This is a genomic window from Bradyrhizobium sp. MOS001 (assembly GCF_004634465.1).
Taxonomy (GTDB): domain Bacteria; phylum Pseudomonadota; class Alphaproteobacteria; order Rhizobiales; family Xanthobacteraceae; genus Bradyrhizobium; species Bradyrhizobium barranii.
This window is the reverse complement of sequence record NZ_SPVJ01000025.1, coordinates 79,297-100,621: the sequence shown is the minus strand read 5'-3', so window position 1 is coordinate 100,621 and position 21,325 is coordinate 79,297. Positions and strand designations below refer to the sequence as shown.

The window sequence follows — 21,325 nt, the reverse complement described above, 5'->3', positions numbered from 1 at the left end:
TGGCAAACGAGGAAGATCGCGAAAGGTCGTCGTGCTCGCGGCTGATTGGCAAAGCCGCTGCTTTTGAGGTCGGCGTCACGTCCGACGCGGCGATCAAGTGGGAGTGAGAAGCTGCGACTTGAATCGCTTCGATGGATCGTACCGACGAGAAATCGAACGGACTTTAGCCAAGCGGGCCTGATTAATAACCCATCGCCGGCGCGCTCGCCTGGCGCCGTGCCGCTTCTTGCAATAGCGGTCCGACGCCGTACGGTCCGTGGCATGGTTCACCAGAACGGCAATTTCCTTCCGTGACAGACCGGAAGCCTTCATCGAGGCGATCGCAAAGTGTCGCAGCGTGTAGGTGCACACCCGCTTGATGCCGAGCAGCCGACAGGCGGTCTGAAGCCGCGCATTCAGATTAGCCTGGAGACCTTTGCGGCTGCCGTAGATTTGCTCGAACTTACGAATATTGGAGATCCATTCGTCGATTTCGGGGAACCAGCGCGCGCCGTATGGCGACAGGTCGGCCTGGCAGGTTTCGGTGAGGCCGCGACCATTTGTATGCTTTTCCGCGTCGGCAACGAGCAGCATACCCTGGCGCTGAACGTTAAGCATTTCTCCGGGGCGCCAGCCCAGGCGACTGGCCAAAACCAGATACCCCGCGCACCACCTCGCGAATTCGTCGTCCGACGATCGGAAGTAAGCGACAATGGCGCGCAGTTCTTGAACTGGCAGATGCTTACGCGACTTGATCGATGGTGTTTTTGCGGGCTGGGGGCGATCATTCTCAAGCGCATCGAGCAGCACGCCTTCGCAACTTCCCGGCGGGAAGCTGTCGAATTCCAGCAGGCCATCCAGCTCCTGCGCCAGCGCAACTGCATAGCGGCGCACCGTGCTGTCGGCCCAACGGCAGTGTTGCCGCAAGAACCACCGGACCGCGCCGAGCAGTGGAGACGTAGCCGGAGGGCCAGGGTTTTCCCTTCTGAACTGGTTGACCAGTCGCCAAGCTTGCGAGCTGTATGCTCGCTGGGTCTCTGGCGAGATGGAAGTTTCCGGAAACATTTTAGGTCGCCTTAGCCATGTGAGTTGATATCTCGACTCACGTTTGACCATGCGCGTCGGCAAATCCCAAAAAGCCGTTGCAGATCGCGTCGGAGGGTAGCGGTAGGACAACGGTAGGACACATTGCGATCGCTAAAAGGACATATGTTTCAATGGACTACGAGGCTGCCGAAACGGATGTTTCGAGCGCATTGGGCGATAGGCCAAACCAGCCGGCAAAGTGGGGGCTGACAAGTTGCACATCGTTGATGTGCTCCGCACTTCGATGTCGGCCGGGCGTGATTGTCGTCTGCAGTTCGATCCTGATGGGGCGCAATGGCCCAGCTTGTTGGGCAAGCTTGGTTTGTGGTCCAGGGAAGTTTGAGGCGTCCCTTGCGCAATATCCAACAACTCATGTGAGTGTCGGCGCGGCCGTGATCCAGTGAGGTCCGAGGCGAGTCTTACGCCTATCTGCGTGTGCCGTCGGAACGCGGGTCAATCGCGACAAAACCTTAGAGATATGGATGGTCTGTGACACCTCACGGCAGCGACCGCCGCCTGAACTCTCAGCTTAGTTAAATCTGAAAGTCGAGGCGGCCCTCTATTGGTTTGCCGACATCACCGGCGTCGGTCGCGGACCGACCACCACCACCACCACCACCGGCCGCGGCCGGTGGTGGTCGGTGAAGCATGTAGTCAGCGCCGACGTTGGCGCGATCTGTGCCGCAAAACACTCGAAAAGGCGCTATCTGGCGATATCGGCAGGTTGAAAACAGCGTTCTACTTCCGTTTGACGAGATTTATGGGGAGAGCAAACCGGGCTCAATTGCCTTCGAAAAAAACGCAACGCTACGATACGGCCTTGATGCAGTGTGCATCATAAGAATGGAGCAATTGAAATGAAGAAGCTTAGAGTAGACGGCGTTGACGTTGACGTGGAGGCCATACAAGCGGAGCTTGATGCTATCAACCGCGGAGCCACCTCCTTCACCATCACGGACCCCGCGAAGTTGACGAATTTCGCGCGCCTCGCAGAAAAAATGTTGACCTCCTATGATATTGCCAAGAGCGATCGCCCCGGCGCCAAGCTTGTCCTCCGTCCTTCTGGTCCCGCTGCGAACAGCTACAAGTACGCTGTCATCACGACGGAAGTGACGCTCACCCGAACCCGCGCCGGCTGGTATATGACCGATGTGAAGCGCGCCAAGGTCTATCCGAAGAGCCGCCAGCGCCTGGACATCACGATCACGGATCGCGCTGCAAATAACATGGTTAAGCGCTCGCTCGCCATGTTCGGCCGTGTGGCGGCCTAGTCCGCCCGCAAACCAAACACCTCTGATAAAACTCAATGCCCCCCGCGCAGTGCATCGTTGCTGCCGCGGGGACTAGCGTTGGAAAACATTTTCTCTGCTTCCAGGGCTGTAGCCGGGGCTCGCGTCGGATAGAGTAACGGGACGGACTACGAGGGAAATAGTCCGCCGGCATTGTGAAATGCATCTAACAGCGCTTTTGACCATAGCTCCATCGCCTTCAGTTTCTCGGGGATGCGCTGCGCTTGGAAATACCATCGCTTGCCCGTGTCGCCGACGCGGTCCAAGATATCTTTGTGATCTCCAGCAATCTCGTGCGCGATGATCAACGAGGCGGCAGCTTCGATGACACCCGGAGAGTGCGAAAGCGCTTGGCCTAACCATTGCCGAGCCCTTTCTGCTGCGCGCTGACAAGGCGGCCATTGCGCTAGCGAGTGTGGAGACCCGGAAATGGCACGGGGCTCGCAATCCGCGAGCCCCGCTGTGCGCTCGGCAATTTCAGGCCTTGTGATGGACAGTCTGCAGGCCGTAGACCGGCGTCGGGATGCTCTCGTAGCGAGCCTTCAACTGCAGGGAAAGGAATTGCGAGTAATGTCGCGACTGATGCAGATTGCCGCCGTGGAACCATAGGCCGTCCTGCTGCGTCGGCTTCCACATGTTGCGCTGCTCACCTTCCCATGGGCCGGGGTCCTTTGTCGTATTCGAGCCGAGGCCCCAGACCTTGCCGACTTTGTCGGCCATTTCCGGACTCACGAGATCGGCGACAAAGCCGTTCATCGAGCTATAGCCGGTGGCATAGACGATTACGTCCGCTGGCAATTCCTTGCCGTTGTCGAGCCTGACGCCGTTGGGCGTGATTTCCTCGACCTGTCCAGCGCACAGCTTGATTTTTCCGTCAATGATAAGCTGTGAGGCGCCGACGTCGATGTAATAGCCCGAGCCGCGGCGCAGATATTTCATGAATAGCCCGGAATCGTCGTCACCGAAGTCGAGCCTGAAGCCGGCCTTCTCCAGCCCGGCATAGAAAGCGGCGTCGTCCTGACGGATCTTGTCGTAGACCGGCTTTTGAAACTGATTCAATATCCGGTAGGGCAGTGAAGCGAAGATCAGATCGGCCTTTGCCGTCGTCATTCCGCCGCGGACGGCGCGTTCGGAATAAAGATCGCCGATACTCTCCATCAGCGAATCCGAGCGCACAATGTGCGTCGTTGAGCGCTGTACCATCGTTACGTCGACGCCGGCCTCGTATAGCGCAGCGCAGATGTCATGGGCCGAATTGTTCGAGCCGATCACCACCACCTTCTTGCCTTTGTAGCCGCCGGAGCCGGGATGGCGTGAGGAATGGTGTTGCTCGCCCTTGAACGTTTCCATGCCTTTGATTTTCGGCATGTTCGGCTTGGCCGACATGCCGGTCGCGAACACAAGCTGTCTGGGCCGCAGACTAATCTCTTTGCCATCGCGTTCGACGATGACGGTCCATTCCTTCCTGGTGTCGTCCCAACTGGCGCGTTTGGCCGTGGTGTTCGACCAGTAGTTCAGCTCCATGACCTTGGTGTACATTTCCAGCCAATCGCCGATTTTGTCCTTGGGCGAGAACACAGGCCAGTTCTTGGGGAAATCGATGTAGGGCAAGTGATCGTACCAGACGGGGTCGTGCAGGCAGAGCGACTTGTAGCGGTTGCGCCAGGAATCGCCGGCGCGTGCGTTCTTTTCGGCGATGATCGTCGGCACACCGAGTTGGCGCAGCCGGGCCCCGAGCGCAATGCCTCCCTGTCCGCCGCCGATGACAAGCACGTAGGGCTGGGTCTTGAAGCCAAGTTGCTCGACTTCCTCGTCACGCAGTTCCTTCCAGGTCTTGGCGCCGGGATTGACGCCATGCCTGGCGCCGAGCGGTCGGCTGAAGCCAGCCTTTTCCTCATGGGCCTTCAGTTCGGCCATGGTTGTCAAGAGCGTCCAGATCTGACCGTTCTGCAGGCGGATGAGTCCATATCCGCGCGCGACCTCGGTCTCGAACGTGATGCAAGATTCGGTCACGCCGCCGGCCTCGGTTGGCGTTTCACCCTCGGCGATTTTCCAGTTGCGCGGCTTCACATGCGCGAGGCAATGCGCGAGCATGTCGCGGACCTGATCGCGGCCTTCCATGGTCTTGATGTTCCAGGTGAAGGTAACGAGGTCGCGCCAGTAGCATTCCGGAGCGAACATTCCTACGGCGGCGTCGAGATCGCCCGCCGCAAGCGCGGCTTCAAACTTGTCGAGGAAAACCTGGACGCGCGCGCTAAGCGTGGTGTCGAGCATCACTTCCTCCCGGATGTCGTTTGCAATTGTTCTGCGCAGGCCGCACGACCTTACTCCAACCATCGCGGGAATCCAGACTCGCGCGGCAGGGTTCCCGGTCGGCTTCAGCGCCTCTCAGCGCTCGCCTGCAACAACGGCGCTTTGCCCACCGACGATCGGGCAGACTAAGAACTCCATTTGCTGCGGTGCATGCGTCCGGAATTTGGCCCGCAGGCTCCTGTAACGGAGGGGCAGAGCATACCGATTCGCGCTAAGCTGCGGCATGATCCGGGAGATCAACGATGCGATTGTCTAGCCTTGCCACTCTGGCGCTTGTCGCGGGAGCTTCCAGCCCAACTTATGTTTCTATCGTCCTGGCGGCTTCGGAATGTTCCAGATCAATGGAATTGGCGGATTGGGGCGAGAACTCGACCGGCGACATCAGCGTCGCGTCTGGGGACAGTTGCATCTTCCCGATCACGTTGCGCGGCACGGCGAGTAGCTCGGAAATCTCGCAAAAGCCAGCACACGGCAAACTGAAGAAGCTCAACGTTGCGACTTACGAGTACAGGACGAGGGCCAGATACAAAGGAAGTGACACCTTTGCCATCAAAGCAACGGGCAAGGGGCCGAAGGCTTCTGGCACATCGGTCATCACAGTGCACGCGACGATCAAGTAGGCGGGTCGAGCATTGGCGTGACGCCGAGTTGATGCGCGTCGCGTGGGGGCAGGGAGCAATAAGCGTGCCTCAACCCGTCCGAGACGCTCCCAGAACAGCACCCGGTGGCGGATCGTGATCAGGGCCTGGTTGAGAACGTAAGCCAACAGCATCGGCGGAGGTGATTTGAAGGCAGGATCCGGATTGGCCTCAATGCGATTGCGGTCTCGCGCGGGGATGCTCCATCCGCAACTCCGCGAGCTGCTTAAGCGGGTTGGGCCCAGACGCAAACTTGGTTTTGCCGGTATTGCAGCTAAGCTGCTCTCCGCTATGCCCAAAAAGACCCAGCCTCGGAGAGTTGGTTTTCGTTTAGCCAGAGGAGTGCCTGACGAAGACTCAATGGGACCACTCGCTCCCTACCAAGAGGCGGTGGGGTTCCATCTGTTAGATAGAGCAAAAAGCCATCTTTGCTTCGGAAAAGTGCTTCTTTTGCCTCACAACATTCAAGGGACTCTACGTCAAGAGTAGGCAAGCTGCGCTGGACGATCAGCTCCATGTTTTGCAGCATGGCGCTCACGACGCAGACTTCCTCTTAGCAGCCATCAAGTTGACGGCGTGCTGATGGGCAAATTGAACACGGTCCGATTTTCTTCGATCAAAAGCCATGCGCGGCAAAAAAATAGAAGTATGAAATATCTGATGTAGAGCGTGTGCCCCAATGATTAACAAGAGTTAGCGATTCTCGCTTTGTCGCTCGACTAATCGCTAGCGAAAATTGGCGAACCTCAGTGAGACAGTGCGCAAAAAGTAGGAGCTATCGCATCCTCTGGCGGAGCAAGGAGGCGAACGATGCGAACAGTCATTGCCATTGTTGTAACGGTGTGGGCGTCCTCGCCTGTGCTCGCCCTGACGCAGGGGGAGATTGAGGCCAAGCTACGTGCCGCGGGCTATTCGCAGATTCAGGAGGTCCCGAGCGGCAAGATCAAGACCTACCGAGCAATCAAGGAGGGTACGGAGCGGTCGCTCATCGTCGACAGCACCGGCCACATCAAGGAGCTTCGGTAGCGCTCTCGCTGGGTGGCCAGTGTTCGGTCAGGGACGCTGCCGAATACTCGCGCTAGGCGGCCCGCCTACCGTTTGTATCGGTTCACCTGCCGCACGGTCCAGCGGCGGGTGCGGCCTAGCGAGGCCTACCGTTCCGGGAGGTGCGTCGTTGCTGGCCGTACGAGTATCGAGGCGCTCTGACGTGATTGCCGTTCCAATGGCGATGGCCAGTGCGATAGCAGATAGGACTAAAGCTGCTCGATTCGGGTCCATCATTAGACCTCCGCGAAACGGCTCCATAGTGCCGGGATAACGCCGATCTGGTGATTTGGTTCTTAGGTTCGCCCACAAAGGTATCCGAACAACACTCGCGCAATTACGTGTTGGTCGGATAGCGAGGCACAACGATAACGATTGATCAAAAGTCGGAAGCGATTTTGTGGCTCGAAGAGCCGATCAATCAGGCGTAACTGCCTGCAATGACTCAGAGACAAGCATCCGCAAGTATTCGCTTGAAGACCCTTTAGGACGCAGCGGAATGCGCGCTGAGCAACGCGCTTCCCATTGCCGCCACTGGCCTGGGCGCTTGGCGCGCCGCGGCGCTGCGTGCGCCAAGCAATAGCGCGTGGCTGCGGCTCCTCCGCGCCTATGGAAATCGACGAAAACCTGATCCGCCGCGACCTGACGCCGGCGCAACGGGCGAAGCTGATCTCCAAGCGAAAGGCGGCTTGACGGCTCTATAGACAGTTGTGCCAAGGACACGGCGGCAAAATCCGGCAAGTCCGAGCGGTCGATTGAGCGCGACGTAACCCGCGCCAAAGCGCTAGGCTCCAACCTTGATCGTGTCGCCGGGAGGTCGCTGGACAAGAGGCGCTTAACTGGACGCGCGGGCGTGCTGCAGACCACAGTAGCGCTTGTTCCAGATTTAACCTTCCGCGACGACATCAAGCTTAATCCGCGTCTTCGATTGCGCCCGAGCTGCGGAGCGCTAACCTCTCTGCACCGGACATTGCCCCGTCCGGGTTCACCATGGCGAGGTCGTCGCGCCAAGATATTCGGCGCGGCGGCTTTGTTTATCTACCGCAACGGTATGAGCTTCATTTGGCGAATAAGCCCGACGATGACCGGTTCGATCTCGTTGAGATACGACGACAGATCACGAACTTGCGCTCGCAACACTCTGACAATCTTCTCGTCACATCGCGATTGAACCGCTTCTCGTGAAGATTGCATTTTTATCTGAGCCGAAGGATACGGCACACGTGCAGCAGCTGCGGTCCGAATTCGCGCGGACTCTGCAAAGTATTGAAACGATCGTCACCCGGAAGCCATCTGCGAAGCGATCTGGTGTCGTTAAGCGGCCCAAGTGATACTAACGCAGGTGCGCTCTTGCACTCGCCGGGTCCGGGGCCGATGGTCGATGTAGTCGCGAAGTCGTCCTCGTTTCGCGATCCAAGATTCAGCCGACTTAAGCCGATCGTTTGCGATGGTTCTTGCGGTGTTTGCCTTGGGGGCGCCCGTGCGATCGCTCCAGTACTTTCGGCAGAGAAGCCGCCGCTGGAGGAGCTATTGGCGAGGCTTGCTCGACCTCAACCGGCTCGGCTGGGTCGGGGGGCCGTATGGCCGGCGTTGCACCCAAGGCAGCCTCCTCGAGTTTGGCAAGGAAGTCGCGTCCTTGGTTCGTGATAGTCCATGCGCCGCGTTCACGAGTGATGAGTCCTTGGCTGAACGCATCAAGATCCGGCGCAAGTTCAGCGAGACGCTTCATACGCAACGTCCATTCAGGGCCGCTCGTATAGAAAACCGCGAGATGCAGCTTGATAAGCTCAAGGTTTCCCCGGCCGTCTGGCTGCCCTGCCAAAATCTTCAATATGGAAAGCTGAAAACTCACGCGCGCCACTCGAACGCAACGACTCAATCCTTACAATCTATCGGTTCTGGCCAACGGCTCATAGATCGGCCGTCAAGCTTCTCGCGGAGATGCTTGCTCGGTAAGCCTAACCGCCAAGGTTAATCGTGCCTGGAGGGTCAAAGACAGACTTCGACAAGATAAAGGCGCTTGTAACGGAACCGATCCAGGCGGCTCCTTCCGTTACCGAAACACATCCGCCGATTCGTTAGGCCATAACTCCATCACCGCCAGCCTTTCCAGGATGGTTGGGCCATGAAGTACCGGCGCTTGCCGGTATCGCTGGCGCGGTCCAGATCGGATCTGTGATCGCCTGGCATTTCATGAGCGACGATGAGCAAGGCCGTGCTTTAAGCAAAGTAGGTTTGGTCCAAATTACCGACGCAATACTCCGACGCCGTGGCGCGATCGCGCCCGACGCATTCGAACCGTCGCTCCACAGGTCGAAGTTACATCCGAGTTGCCGTTGGTCTTGGCAGATAGATGCGCGATGCCCGCTCAAAAACAGTACCAAGATTGTCGATTTTGGCTGTACCACCGCGCGATGTCATGGCGCTCGCGAGTGGGGCGGGATTGCAGGGGCGAACATGCAACATGTGTCATTTGAATGCGGGTGCGGATGAAGCTCGCGCCGCCGCGCATGTTCAACGAGCGGTCACTCGTGGTTCTCACGATCGTGATTGGAATGACGAACGCCTATAAGCGTATCCCCATTGGGATTGAAATGCACAGCAAGCTCCGGGACGATTTGAATACGGCAGAGAATGACCATCTTGTCGCGCCTGTTGGCGCTTGTCGCAGTCGCGTTATTGCCCGCTATCTCGATTCAGGCGTACAACGAAGTTAACCTTCGACGCGCGCGCCAAGTGGACGTACAGAATCAGGCGCTCGGTCTCGCTAAGCTCGCCGCCGAACAGCAGCAACAGATCGTTCAGGGCATTCGGCAGGTCCTGATTGCGCTGTCCGAACTCCCTGCGATAAAGGCGAAAGATAGCAAGGGGTGCAATGCGGCGATGGCGGGGATGAGGTCCCGGTTTCCGGCTTTCCTCACTTTCGTCGCTACCGATCTGAGTGGCCAGCCCTTCTGCGATACGAACACGGATCGCAAGCCGGTGAATGTCTCCGGGCGTCCCTACTTTGCGGATGCGTTGAAGACGGGCGCGTTTACGGTGGGACAATTCTCGATCGGTCTGTCCGTCGATCGGAAACTCATTCAGTTTGCTCTGCCTTTCTACGGAGATAATGGTCAGCCAGGGGGCGTCATCATTGCGCCTCTCGGCCTGGACTGGTTAGCGGACTACATCGCGCGCGCGGGTGTTCCGGCGGGAGACGCGCTGGCCATCACCGATCGCAACGGCACCTTCCTTGCCCGCTACCCGGACAATGACCGATTTGTCGGTAAGAAATTGGTTCGCGCTGGTGATGGGAGGCAGTATGGCGACGGTCTCGCAGCCGACCTGGTTGATGTCGACGGCGTCGAGAGGATCGTGGGTTTCTCGGCTCTCGGGCCCGATTCTGGGGGACTTCGCGTCAGCTTCGGTCTCGACAAGGCGAACGCCTTTGCCGAGATCCAGAGCCGGACCCGACATGACATCTTCCTCATCGCCCTCAGCGCCATGATGGTGCTGGGCCTGACGCTGCTTGGCGCCCGGCAATTCATCCATCGGCCGCTCGGACTATTGGTTGACGCCGCGAACCGATGGCGCCTCGGCGACTATGCTCGCCGTGTGAACATTGGCGGCAGTTCTGAAATCGCGGGTGTAGCCGGCGCCTTCAACACCATGGCCGATGCGCTGGATCGCCGCGAGCAGGAATTGTCCGATGCAAAAGAGAAGGCCGAGGACGCCGCGGCCCGGCTTACGATGCTCTTCGAAAGCACAACCGACAGCGTCGTGATTGTCGACCACGATTGGCGGATCAGCTTCTTCAACCAGAGGGCCTGGTCTCAGATCGCTCAGGGGCGTGATCTGATTGGAATGCACCTGCAGGCGTCGCTTCTGGATGCCCCCGATACGGGAATCGTCGAGCAGCTTCGGGAAGTCATGTCGGACCGCCGTCCGGTTTCGTTCGAAGCGCACTGTCCTCGTCGTGCCGCTTGGTATGCGATCAACGCGTTTCCTTCTGGCGAAGGGATCGCGATCTTCTTTCGAGACGTCACCGAGCAAAAGCATGCCGTGGAGGCGCGCCAGCGCATCGAGGAGCAGCTTCATCAGAGTCAGAAGATGGAGTCCGTCGGACAGCTCACGGGCGGTGTTGCCCATGACTTCAACAACCTGCTTGCCGTCGTTTCGGGAAACCTTGATCTCATCGAGCGCGCGGCAAATGACGGCAAGATCCGGCGCTTCGCCGCGACTGCGCGGCGCGCCGCCGACCGGGGGGCGAAGCTCACCGCACAGCTCCTCGCTTTCTCTCGACGGCAAAAGCTCAACCCTAAACTGATCAATGCCAGCGAGCTGATCTCCAACTTCCAGGGGCTCGTCCGTCAGGCGGTCGGCGCAGAATGCGAGGTCAGGCTGAAGATCGACGAGCGATTGTGGCTCTGTCAGGTGGATCCATCCCTGCTGGAGACTGCCCTTCTCAATCTAGCGCTGAACGGTCGCGATGCGATGCCGGGCGGCGGAGTGCTCGAGATCGAGGCGCGGAACGTCGTTCTGGACGGGGAAGCCGTCGCTGAATGTCCGGCCGGATCATATGTGAGGCTGTCCGTCTCGGATACGGGGCAGGGGATGTCTCCCGAGGTACGAGACCGGATTTTCGAGCCCTTCTTCACTACCAAGGAAGTTGGCAAGGGCACTGGCCTCGGTCTCAGCATGGTGTATGGCTTCGTCCGGCAATCCGGTGGCTATATTTCAGTCGAAAGTGCCCCTAACGCCGGCACCACGATCTCACTGTACCTGCCGAGAGCCAATCAGGAGGCTCGCGACGAGGTGGAAGCCGAACAGACCCGGGCTATGCCGGGAGGCTCCGAGCGAATTCTTTTGGTCGAGGACAATGAAGATCTGTTGGAAGTCGTGTCTGCAATGCTGACGAGCTTTGGCTATCGGATTCGCCTTGCTCACAACGGTACCGAAGCCATCCGGATTCTCGACAGCGATCAGGGGTTCGATCTTCTGTTCAGCGATGTCGTCATGCCGAATGGTCCCAATGGCGTCGAGTTTGCTCGCGAAGCAAAGCGGCGGATCAGCAGGATCAAGATACTACTTACGTCGGGCTACGTGGGAGACGTGCTCGCGCGTCACGGGGCGACAGACGAGTTCCCTATTATTCACAAGCCCTTTGGCGTGTCCGAACTCGCTCAACGTCTGCATTCTCTCCTTCAGAAAGAAGATAGTTAGGCAGGCACGAAGCCAGAAGGCATCGCGCCGTCCATAGCGACAATGCGTAATCGTCTCTAGAGCCGCGGGTGGCGATACATGCGAGCAAAGCCTTCAGTGTAACGAAAGTAGAGCTTCCAGCGCGGTGACCTATTGGCGGTTTGAGGGGCTGAGGACGCTCGTGGGGCGGCCAAGCGTCATCGCGTTCAGGAGCCGGAAATTCCCATATACATCGATGCCATGTTGGCGGATCAGCACTGATCTGCGGGTTAGAGCCGATGTTAGGATCAGCGAACTTCCGGGTCCTCACGATTGACACGACGCGAAGAAGTCGTCGGCCTGGAGCGCTCTTGACGCTTGCGATGCGGTGCTCCGGCAGTCCTCGGCCCAGCATTGCATGTTCCGCACGCCATGATGCCCGATCGATGCGACGGCTTCTCCGATCGGGCGCGGCCAAGTCTCCCGAAAACATCCGGAAAACACTGCTTCACCCGCCGCGCCGAGGCGCTGGCGAAGCGAGGATGGTCGTCCGCCGATCGGACCAAGGTCCTACGACCATGGTCGGCCGAAGCGCCAGACCTCGGTCCCACGAGGTCGTTGGACCTTGTACCCTGTCCCGTTGTTCACAGAAAAATCTAACCTGAGCCCATAGGAGCCATCCGACGCGGACGGCTCGCAAAAATTTCAACAGCTCGGCCGCCGCGGCGGACCGTGCGCCACAACAGGTGAGGCCGCCATGGTTGCATACATCAGGAGCGATCTGGATTTCATTCTCGCGCAGATCAAGGTCGCGGAGAAGCACGCCGCCTATATCGTCAATCCGCTCGACCCGAACGCCGCGCCGCTCTACGGAGCCGGTCTGGCCGGCCAGGTCGGCTCCGTCCCATCCTACAACCTCAGCATCGGCCTTCGTACCGTCGACGGACAGAACAACAACCTGCTGCCCGGCCAGGAGAAGTGGGGCGCCGCGGACATGCCGTTCCCCGAACTGCTGGATCCGACCTTCAGGCCCGCGGAAAACGTACCGGGCAATTTCCTGCCGCCGGGCGCGCCCGCCGTGCCGACGTCTTACGCGCCGTCCAACAACCCGGGTTCGATGGTGTTCGATTCGAGCCTGCGCACCATCTCTAACCTGATCGTCGATCAGACGCTCGCCAACCCGGCGGCGATCATGAAGGGCCTGCAGTCCGGCGGGATCGTCGAGGCCACGTTGGCTAACGTCGCCCTCGTGCAAGATATCTACAACGCCTTCAAACCCGCGCTCGACGCCGAGTATCAGGCCCGCGTGGTGATGCAGAACGCCAAGGCGGCGGCGAACCAGCTGAGCGACGGCGACGAGTCCACCGTTCCCGGCGCGGCCGAACAGGCGGCGATCGACGCCTTCGCGGCGGCCACGGCGGCGCACAACAACGTGCTCAACGATCTGGCGGTGGCGCGCGCGGTCCGCGATGCGGGCCTCGAGCCGTTCGGGATCACAATGGACGGCGACAACGTCCAGGTCGTCAACGTCTCTCCGGACGTCGGCCTGTCGGCCCCGTTCAACTCCTGGTTCACTCTGTTCGGCCAGTTCTTCGATCACGGTCTGGATCTCGTCAACAAGGGCGGCAGCGGCACCGTGTTCGTTCCGCTCCAGCCGGACGATCCGCTGTACGTGCCGGGTAGCCCGACCAACTTCATGGTCCTGACCCGCGCCACCGTCAGCCCGGGCGCCGACGGCGTCATGGGGACGGCCGACGACGTGCGTCCCGTCAACACCACGACGCCGTTTGTCGACCAGAACCAGACCTATACGTCGCATGCCTCCCACCAGGTTTTCCTGCGCCAGTATGCGCTCGACGCCAACGGCGTCCCGCACGCTACCGGCAAGCTGATCGAGGGCGGCGGAGACCAGCCGGGCGGCATGGCCACCTGGGGCGAGGTCAAGGAACAGGCCAGGATGCTCGGCATCCTCCTGACCGACCAGGACGTCGGCGCGGTGCCGCTGCTTCGCACCGACCCGTACGGCAACTTCATTCCGAATGCCGCGGGCTTCGCCCAGGTGATCACCGGCGTCGGCGCCGACGGCATTCCGAACACTGCGGACGACATCGTCATCTCCGGCACCTCGACGGTGCCGGTCAGCGTCGCCACCGCGATCCGTATCAACGCCGCCTTCCTTGCCGATATCGCGCACGATGCCGTGCCGAACGGCATCGCCGACGGCGACATTGAAATCGGGCTGCTCAACCCCGGCAACAACCCGGCGGTCTACGACAACGAACTGCTGGACGCCCACTTCATCGCCGGCGACGGCCGCGCCAACGAGAACATCGGCCTGACCGCGGTCCACCACATCTTCCACTCCGAGCACAACCGGCTGGTCGAGCACACCAAAGAGATCGTCCTGGCCTCGAACGACCTGGCCTTCCTCAACGAATGGCTGGCCGTCGACCTCGCCGCACTGCCGACGACGCCCTCTCAGATCGCCGCCCTCGTCTGGGATGGCGAACGCCTGTTCCAGGCCGCCAAGTTCGGCACCGAGATGCAATACCAACATCTCGTCTTCGAGGACTTCGCCCGCAAGGTGCAGCCCAACATCGACTTCTTCGTCGTGCCGGACGGATACCACGCCGACATCAATCCGAGCATTGTCGCCGAATTCGCGCACGTGGTCTACCGCTTCGGCCACTCAATGCTGACCGAGACGATCGACCGGCTCGACCCGACCTTCACTAACGACCAGATCGGGCTCATCGAGGCCTTCCTCAACCCGATCGAATTCGACTCGGGCCACACCGTCGCGGACAGCGTCGCCGCCGGCAACATCATCCGCGGCATGACGCGGCAGGTCGGCAACGAGATCGATGAGTTCGTCACGAGCGCGCTGCGCAACAATCTGCTCGGGTTGCCGCTCGATCTGGCTACCATCAACCTTGCGCGAGGACGCGATGCAGGCGTGCCGTCATTGAACGTTGCGCGCCGCGACTTCTTCGAGGCCAGCAGCCACGCCGAAGAGCTGCGGCCCTACGCGAGCTGGGTCGACTTCGCGAGCCACCTCAAAAACGAGGCTTCGATCATCAACTTCGTCGCCGCCTATGGAACGCACACGCTGATCACCGGTGAGACGACGGTCGAAGGCAAGCGCGACGCGGCCATGGCGCTGATCTTCGGCACCAGCTTCGGCGACGTCGTCGTTCCGACCGACCCGGCCGAGCTCGCGGCATTCAATGCCGACCGCATAGCCTTCCTCAACGCGACCGGCATCTACGCCGGCGGCTCGCTGGGCGGCCTCGAGAACGTCGATCTCTGGATCGGCGGTCTCGCCGAGAAGGTCATGCCGTTCGGCGGCATGCTGGGCTCCACCTTCAACTTCGTGTTCGAGGTTCAGCTCGAAAAGCTGCAGGACGGCGACCGCTTCTACTACCTGCAGCGGCTCGACGGGCTGCATCTGTTGTCCGAGATGGAGAACAACACCTTCGCCAAGGTAATCGGCCTCAATGCCGACGCCGGCCATCTGCCTTCGGACGTGTTCTCCACGCCCGGCCTCATCCTCGAAGTCGACCAGACCCGGCAGTGGAATCCGGGGCTCGATTCGGCCGATCCGACCGGTGGCACGATCCTGACCCCGCTGGTCCTGCGCGACAACCCGGCGACCGATGGAGCCGAAGCGAACTACCTGCGCTATACCGGCGCCGACCACGTCCTGTTGGGCGGTACCGACCAGGCCGACACGCTGATCGCCAGCGAGGGTGACGATACCCTCTATGGCGACGCCGGCAACGACCGCATGGAGGGCGGCGCCGGCAACGACCAGTACATCGGCGGCGACGGTGACGACATCATCACCGACCAGTTCGGCGACGACATCATGCGCACCGGCCGCGGCCACGACGCGGTCAACGCCGGCCAGGGCGTCGACCTGATCGTCGCCGACGAGGGCAATGACTTCATCGTGCTCGGCGCCGACAGTCTCGATGAGGCCTTCGGCGGGGTCGGCAACGACTTCGTTCTCGGCAGCAAGACCACCGAGCAGACGCTTGGCGGCGAAGGTGACGACTGGATCGAGATCGGCGCCTGGACCGGCGCGGTCGGCGACAATTTCGACGACCAGTTCCAGCTCGATGCCGTCAAGGGCCACGACGTGTTCCACGGGGACGGCGGCTTCGACGAATTCATTGGCGAAGGCGGCGACGATATCTGGTTCGGCAGCCTTGGTCGCGGCAAGTTCGACGGCATGTCCGGCTACGACTGGACGACCTACGCCAACATGAATCTGGCGGTCGACGTCGACCTCAACCGGGTGATCCTGCCCGGTCTGCCGGTGCTTCCGGGCAACGCGGCGCTCGACAGTTTCACCCAGGTCGAAGGCGCGTCCGGATCGGCCCACAATGACGTCATCCGCGGTTCCGACGTCACCGCCGACCTCGTGCCGACCGAAGGCTTCCGCGGCAGTGCCCTGGATGCCGAGGGCATCGCCCTCATCACGGGCCTGCAGGCGCTTCTCGCCGGCGCGGGACCGGCCTCGTTCGATGCCAACGGCAGCTTCGTCGGCGGCAACATCCTGCTCGGCGGTGCCGGCAGCGACCTCATCGAAGGCCGCGGCGGCGACGATATCCTCGACGGCGACCGATGGCTGCGGGTGCGCATCGCGGTGATGTCCGACTTCGACGAGAACGGCCCGGTCGGCAACACCGTGCTCGAGTTCCACGACAGCATGACGACTCTGGTCCAGAAAGTGTTCTCGGGTCAGATCAATCCTGGCCAGCTCAAGATCGTCCGCGACATCGTCTCCGACGGCGCGGCGGCATCGGACATCGACACCGCAGTCTACTCCGACGTCCGCGCCAACTATTCGTTCTCGGCGCGCGCCGACGGCACCCTCGTGGTCTCCAACACCGGCGGCCTCGATCCGCTCGATGGCACCGACCTGCTGCGCAACATGGAGAGGTTGCAGTTTTCCGACGGCACTCTCGGTATCGTCGTAGGCACCCCGTTCAGCGACAATGGCCTCGCCCCGCAGGGCCCGCCGTCCGACAACCGTCCCGTGCTGAACGGTTCGGCGACCGACGACATCATCGTCGGCCTTGCCGGAGCCGACGTGCTCAACGGTCTCGGCGGCAACGACATCCTGGTCGGCGGTCCGGGTTCTGCGACGGGAACGATTGCCGACAACTTCAATTCGGGCGGCTATTCCGGCAACGATGGTAATGCTGCAAACTTCGCCGGAAACTGGACGGAAAACGACAACAACAGCGCCACGAGCGGCGACATCGAAATCGATGGCAATCGCCTTCGTTTCAACGAGACCGTCGATGGCGGCGAAACCATCGAACGCTCGATGAACCTGGCGGGGGCTACGGCCGCAACGCTGTCCTTCAGCTACGAGGATGACAATCTCGGCGTGGGCCAGAGTGTCATCGTCGAGGCCCGCAACAGCGGCAGCGGCACCTGGGAGGTTCTCGGCACGCTCGGCAGCACCACCGCGACAGGCAACGGCAATTTCAGCGCGACGCTGACCGCCGCCCAGATCGGCGCGAACTCGGGAATCCGCTTCCGGACAACCGGCGACGGCAACAACTGGGACAACGGTGACAATTTCTACGTCGATAACCTGACGATCACGATCGTCAGAGCCGGCATCAACGGCGGCGTTGACACCCTCAACGGCGGTCTCGGCAACGACACCTACGCGTTCGGGCTCGGCGACGGCAACGACCTCATCAACGAAGCTGTCAATGCCGCCAGCGGCGGCACCGCCGACCGCATCTCGATCCAGGCTCCGAACGCGGTCGACGCGTCCGGTCAGCCCATCATCGACCCGGTGACCCTGCTTCCGGTACCGACGATCACCGCGTTGGACGCCTTCGACAGCAGCACCGCGACCCAGACCGGCGACCTGGTCATCAATTACAGCCTACCGACCGGGCCTACGGGCTCCGTCGCCCAGTCCATCACGGTGGCAGGCCACTTCACCGGCAACAACGCGCAGACCGGCGTCGAACGCATCAACTTCAACGGCGCGACTTTCGCCGGCTATGCGCTCGGCGCGGAGGATTACTTCATCAGCCGCTCCGATCCGGCCGACCGGGCAGGCGGCGACGTCGACATGTCGCTGAATGCGGTGACCAACACTCAGGCCAACTTCGTGGTGGGCGAGCAGGGCGTCGACGACGAGATCACTGGCGGCGGCCTCAACGACCTGATCTTCGGCGGCACCGGCAACGACGACCTCGTCGGCGGGCTCGGCGACGACCTCCTGGTCGGCGGTGCGGGCAACGACGATCTCGACGCCCGGCTGAACCTCGCTGGTGACGACTTCGAAGGCGCCGTCGGCGCCGACACGATGGTCGGCGGTGCGGGCAACGACACCTACGGCATCGACGATCTGCTCGATGTCGCGATCGAGGCCCAGGACGAGGGCACCGACACCGTCGAGACCTTCCTGGCCGAGCTTTCCATCGCGAACATGGCCAACGTCGAGAACCTCACCTACCGCGGCGTCGACGCCGACCAGTTCATCGGCACCGGCAACGCCGGCAACAACGTCATCACCGGCGGCGATCTGGCCGACACGCTGAGCGGTCTGGCGGGCAACGACACCCTGAACGGCGGTCTGGGCAACGATACGCTCGACGGCGGCGACGGCAACGATACCCTCAACGGCGGCGACGACGTCGACACGCTGACAGGTGGGCTCGGGGCCGACACCCTCAACGGCGGAGCCGGGGCCGACGTCATGGCCGGCGGCGCCGACAACGACATCTACGTCGTCGACGATGCCGCCGACGTGGTGACCGAACTTGCGGCCGGCGGCACCGACACGGTGCAGTCCTCGGTCTCATACACAGTCGGGGCCGAAGTCGAGAACCTGACGCTGACCGGAGGCGACGCCATCAACGGCAATGGCAACGCGCAGGCCAACACCATCGCCGGCAACGGCGCCAACAACCAGATCTTCGGCGGTGGCGGCAACGACACCATCGATGCCGGCAACGGTACCGACCTGGTCGACGGCGGTACTGGCGACGATACGCTGAGCGGAGGCACCGGCGGCGATACCGACACCATTATCGGCGGCGCCGGCAGCGACACCATCGACGTCAGCGATGGCAACGACGTGGTGGTCTACAACGCCGCCGGGTTCGGTGCCGATACCATCACCGGCTTCGACTCGACCGCGGCCGGGGGCCAGGACCTGATCAACCTCAGCGCCCTCGGCATCACGGCCGCCAACCTGGCGACGCGTGTTGTCGAGACCCAGGTGGGCGCCAATACCGTGCTCACGGTCAGGGATGCGTCCCTGGCGACGATCGGCACCATCCAGGTCAACAACACGACGACGGCCGCGATCGACGCGTCCGACTACGTCCTTGCGCAGGCCGCGCCGGCGCCGTTCGGCACGGCGAGCGCCAACGCCGACGTCATCACCGGCAACGGCGGTGCCAACCTCATCGACGGCCTCGGCGGCAACGATACGCTGAGCGGCGGCGGTGGCGACGATGTCATCCTCGGCGGCGAGGGCGCGGATACCCTCAACGGCGACGACGGCAACGACACGTTGACCGGTGGCACCGGCAGCAACAACGGCGCTTACGTCGACAGCTTCGGAGCCGCGTCGTATTCGAACAGCAACGGCACGCTCGCGTTCACGGGAAACTGGACTGAAGGCGGCGGCGAGACGACCAGCCCGACAGCAGGCGACATCTCGATCACCGGCGGCCGCCTTCAGTTCAATCAGGGCGTCGATGGCGGCGAGACGATCGAGCGCGCCGTCAACCTCGCCGGCGCGACCGCGGCGACGGTGTCGTTCACCTACGAGGACGACAATCTCAACGGCGGCCAGACCGTCATCGTCGAGGCACGGAATGTCAACACCAACGCCTGGGAGGTCTTGACCGGCGGAACGCTGGGAGGCGGTGCCAACGGCACCTTCAACTTCAGCGCCGCCCTGACGCCCGCCCAGATCGGCTCGAACTCGGCCATCCGCTTCCGGACTACCGGCGACGGCAACAACTGGGACAATGGCGACAACTTCTACGTCGACAATTTCACGGTCAACGTCACCGCGCCGGGCCTCAACGCCGGGGCAGACACGGTCAACGGCGGTGCGGGAGACGACACCATTGTCTGGAACGCCAATGCGACGGCGGTCCCGACCGATGGCCGCGACATCGTCAATGGCGGCACCGAAGGCACCGCGGGCGACACCTTCGTCATCAATGGCAACACCTCCAGCGAGGCCTACACGATCTATACGTTGGCCGCCTGGGATGCCGTTGCCGGCAACGACATCGCGAGCTTCGGCGGGCGTACGCCGGAAATCGTCGTCACAAGAGGCGGTTCGGCCTTCGCCAACGTGATCGCGGAACTGAGCGAGATCGAGGAGATCCGCATCAACGGCATCGAACCGACTGGAGCGACGGGCGGCGCGGGAGCAGGCGATACGTTCACGGTCGTCGGCGACTTCACCGCGACCAGCCTGCGCCTCAACACCATCACGATCGATAGCGACGAGGGCGACGACACGATCGACATTTCGGCCCTCACCTCGGCCCATCGCATCGTGTTCAAGTCCAACGGCGGCAACGACACCATCATCGGCGCCCTCCAGGCCGAGGACGTGATCGAGCTTCCGGAAGGGGCGGATCCGGCGACCTACCACCTGGTCGAGAACCAGGACGGCACCAAGACCATCTCGAACGGAACCCATTCGGTCACCTTCTCGGGCATGGTGCCGCCCCAGTTCGAACCCAATGAGCCGGACGAGGACGACGAGGAAGAAACCGAAACGCCGAACGAGGATGACGAGGCGCCAACGGCGGGCGGTGACGACGAAGAAGAGACCGAGACCGCAACCGACGGCGTGGTCCGGAACGGCACGGCGCAGTCCGATACGCTGGTCGGCACACCCGGCGACGACAGCATCGTCGCCTTCGCAGGAGACGACATCGCCGTCGGCCATGCTGGCGCCGATGCGATCTCGGCCGGCGAGGGGGCCGACTTCGTCAACGGCGGTGCTGGCCGGGACGTGATCTTCGCTGGCGCGGGCGACGACCACGTGTTCGCCGGAGCCGACGCGGACATCGTCTACGGCGATGCCGGGGCGGACCGCATCTTCGGCGATCAGGGCGACGACCTGATCAACGCCGGTGCGGGCGACGACACCGTGTTCGGCGGGGCCGGCAACGACCTGATCGTGGCCGAGATTGGCGATGGCAACGACGCCTATTTCGGCGACGAAGGCGCCGGTGGGTCGGGCACCGACACGCTCGACATGTCAGCGGCGAGCACGGCCGTCACCGTCAACCTGGGTTCCGGCCCGCTCGCGAACGGCAGCGCCTCGAGCTCGCAGACCGGCAACGACACGCTGTGGGGCATCGAGAATGTCACCACCGGCTCCGGCAACGACGTCATCGTCGCCGGCACCGCCGCCAACGTGATGAAAGGAGGGCTCGGCGACGACACCTTCCGCTTCAGCTCGGTGGAAGCGGCCAAGGGCGACACCATCGTCGGCTTCGAGCCGGGAGACCGCATCGACCTCAGCGGCATCGACGCGAACTACGCCGTCGACGGCAACCAGAGCTTCACACTGGTTTCCGATGCCGCGTTCACCGCGGCCGGGCAGCTCGCGGTGAGCTACGAGACTCACAACGGTCAGGAATTCACCGTCATCCAGGGCAACGTCGACGGCAACGCCGCCGCCGACTTCAAGATCGAGATCGCGGGCCACCAGAACCTCGGCTCCAACGTCACGCTCTAGCCTCACGACCCTATGCCGGAACGGGAGACCATCTTTCCGTTCCGGCCAGATCT

General features: G+C 61.8%; 9 protein-coding genes. 5 read left to right on the top strand and 4 right to left on the bottom strand.

Annotated features, from left to right (window positions below; genetic code table 11):
* Positions 1–93: 93 nt before the first annotated feature.
* On the bottom strand, positions 94–873 hold the full coding sequence (locus CT676_RS26490) for a site-specific integrase (RefSeq protein WP_135215662.1): 780 nt from the start codon (positions 871–873) through the stop codon (positions 94–96).
* A 1,049-nt stretch (positions 874–1,922) separates the two neighbouring features.
* Between CT676_RS26490 and CT676_RS26485 the strand changes: the two genes are divergently transcribed.
* Positions 1,923–2,336 (top strand): hypothetical protein, encoded by a 414-nt coding sequence (locus CT676_RS26485; RefSeq protein WP_135215661.1) that lies wholly within the window; start codon positions 1,923–1,925, stop codon positions 2,334–2,336.
* A 146-nt stretch (positions 2,337–2,482) separates the two neighbouring features.
* Here the strand turns inward: CT676_RS26485 and CT676_RS26480 are convergent, their stop codons facing one another.
* Both CT676_RS26480 and CT676_RS26475 read right to left on the bottom strand, forming a co-directional pair.
* A complete protein-coding gene (locus CT676_RS26480) occupies positions 2,483–2,662 on the bottom strand; it encodes a hypothetical protein (RefSeq protein ID WP_135215660.1) in 180 nt (59 codons plus the stop codon).
* A gap of 169 nt (positions 2,663–2,831) precedes the next feature.
* Positions 2,832–4,628, bottom strand: coding sequence for an NAD(P)/FAD-dependent oxidoreductase (locus CT676_RS26475; protein ID WP_167768167.1), 1,797 nt, complete (start codon positions 4,626–4,628; stop codon positions 2,832–2,834).
* Positions 4,629–4,909: 281 nt separating this feature from the next.
* On the opposite strand from CT676_RS26475, the gene CT676_RS44315 reads away from it, so the two are divergent.
* The gene (locus tag CT676_RS44315) at positions 4,910–5,287 is read left to right on the top strand and encodes a hypothetical protein (RefSeq protein WP_167768166.1); all 378 of its coding nucleotides are present in this window, start codon (positions 4,910–4,912) and stop codon (positions 5,285–5,287) included.
* A gap of 828 nt (positions 5,288–6,115) precedes the next feature.
* Positions 6,116–6,331, top strand: a complete 216-nt coding sequence (locus CT676_RS26465; RefSeq protein ID WP_135215658.1) for a hypothetical protein — start codon at positions 6,116–6,118, stop codon at positions 6,329–6,331.
* Positions 6,332–7,778: 1,447 nt separating this feature from the next.
* Here CT676_RS26465 and CT676_RS26455 read toward each other — a convergent pair.
* On the bottom strand, positions 7,779–8,201 hold the full coding sequence (locus CT676_RS26455; RefSeq protein WP_080586612.1) for a hypothetical protein: 423 nt from the start codon (positions 8,199–8,201) through the stop codon (positions 7,779–7,781).
* A 782-nt stretch (positions 8,202–8,983) separates the two neighbouring features.
* Between CT676_RS26455 and CT676_RS26450 the strand changes: the two genes are divergently transcribed.
* Entirely contained in the window at positions 8,984–11,554 is a 2,571-nt protein-coding gene (locus CT676_RS26450) for an ATP-binding protein (protein WP_135215657.1), read from the top strand.
* A 715-nt stretch (positions 11,555–12,269) separates the two neighbouring features.
* Positions 12,270–21,272: a peroxidase family protein gene (locus CT676_RS44310; protein ID WP_167768165.1), complete on the top strand. Its 9,003-nt coding sequence runs from the start codon at positions 12,270–12,272 to the stop codon at positions 21,270–21,272.
* The last annotated feature ends 53 nt before the right edge of the window (positions 21,273–21,325 follow it).

Coding starts and splice junctions, on each gene's coding strand:
- CT676_RS26485 (WP_135215661.1), top strand. CDS start 1,923: ATGAAGAAGCTTAGAGTAGACGGCGTTGACGTTGACGTGGAGGCCATA.
- CT676_RS26475 (WP_167768167.1), bottom strand. CDS start 4,628: ATGCTCGACACCACGCTTAGCGCGCGCGTCCAGGTTTTCCTCGACAAG.
- CT676_RS44315 (WP_167768166.1), top strand. CDS start 4,910: ATGCGATTGTCTAGCCTTGCCACTCTGGCGCTTGTCGCGGGAGCTTCC.
- CT676_RS26465 (WP_135215658.1), top strand. CDS start 6,116: ATGCGAACAGTCATTGCCATTGTTGTAACGGTGTGGGCGTCCTCGCCT.
- CT676_RS26450 (WP_135215657.1), top strand. CDS start 8,984: ATGACCATCTTGTCGCGCCTGTTGGCGCTTGTCGCAGTCGCGTTATTG.
- CT676_RS44310 (WP_167768165.1), top strand. CDS start 12,270: ATGGTTGCATACATCAGGAGCGATCTGGATTTCATTCTCGCGCAGATC.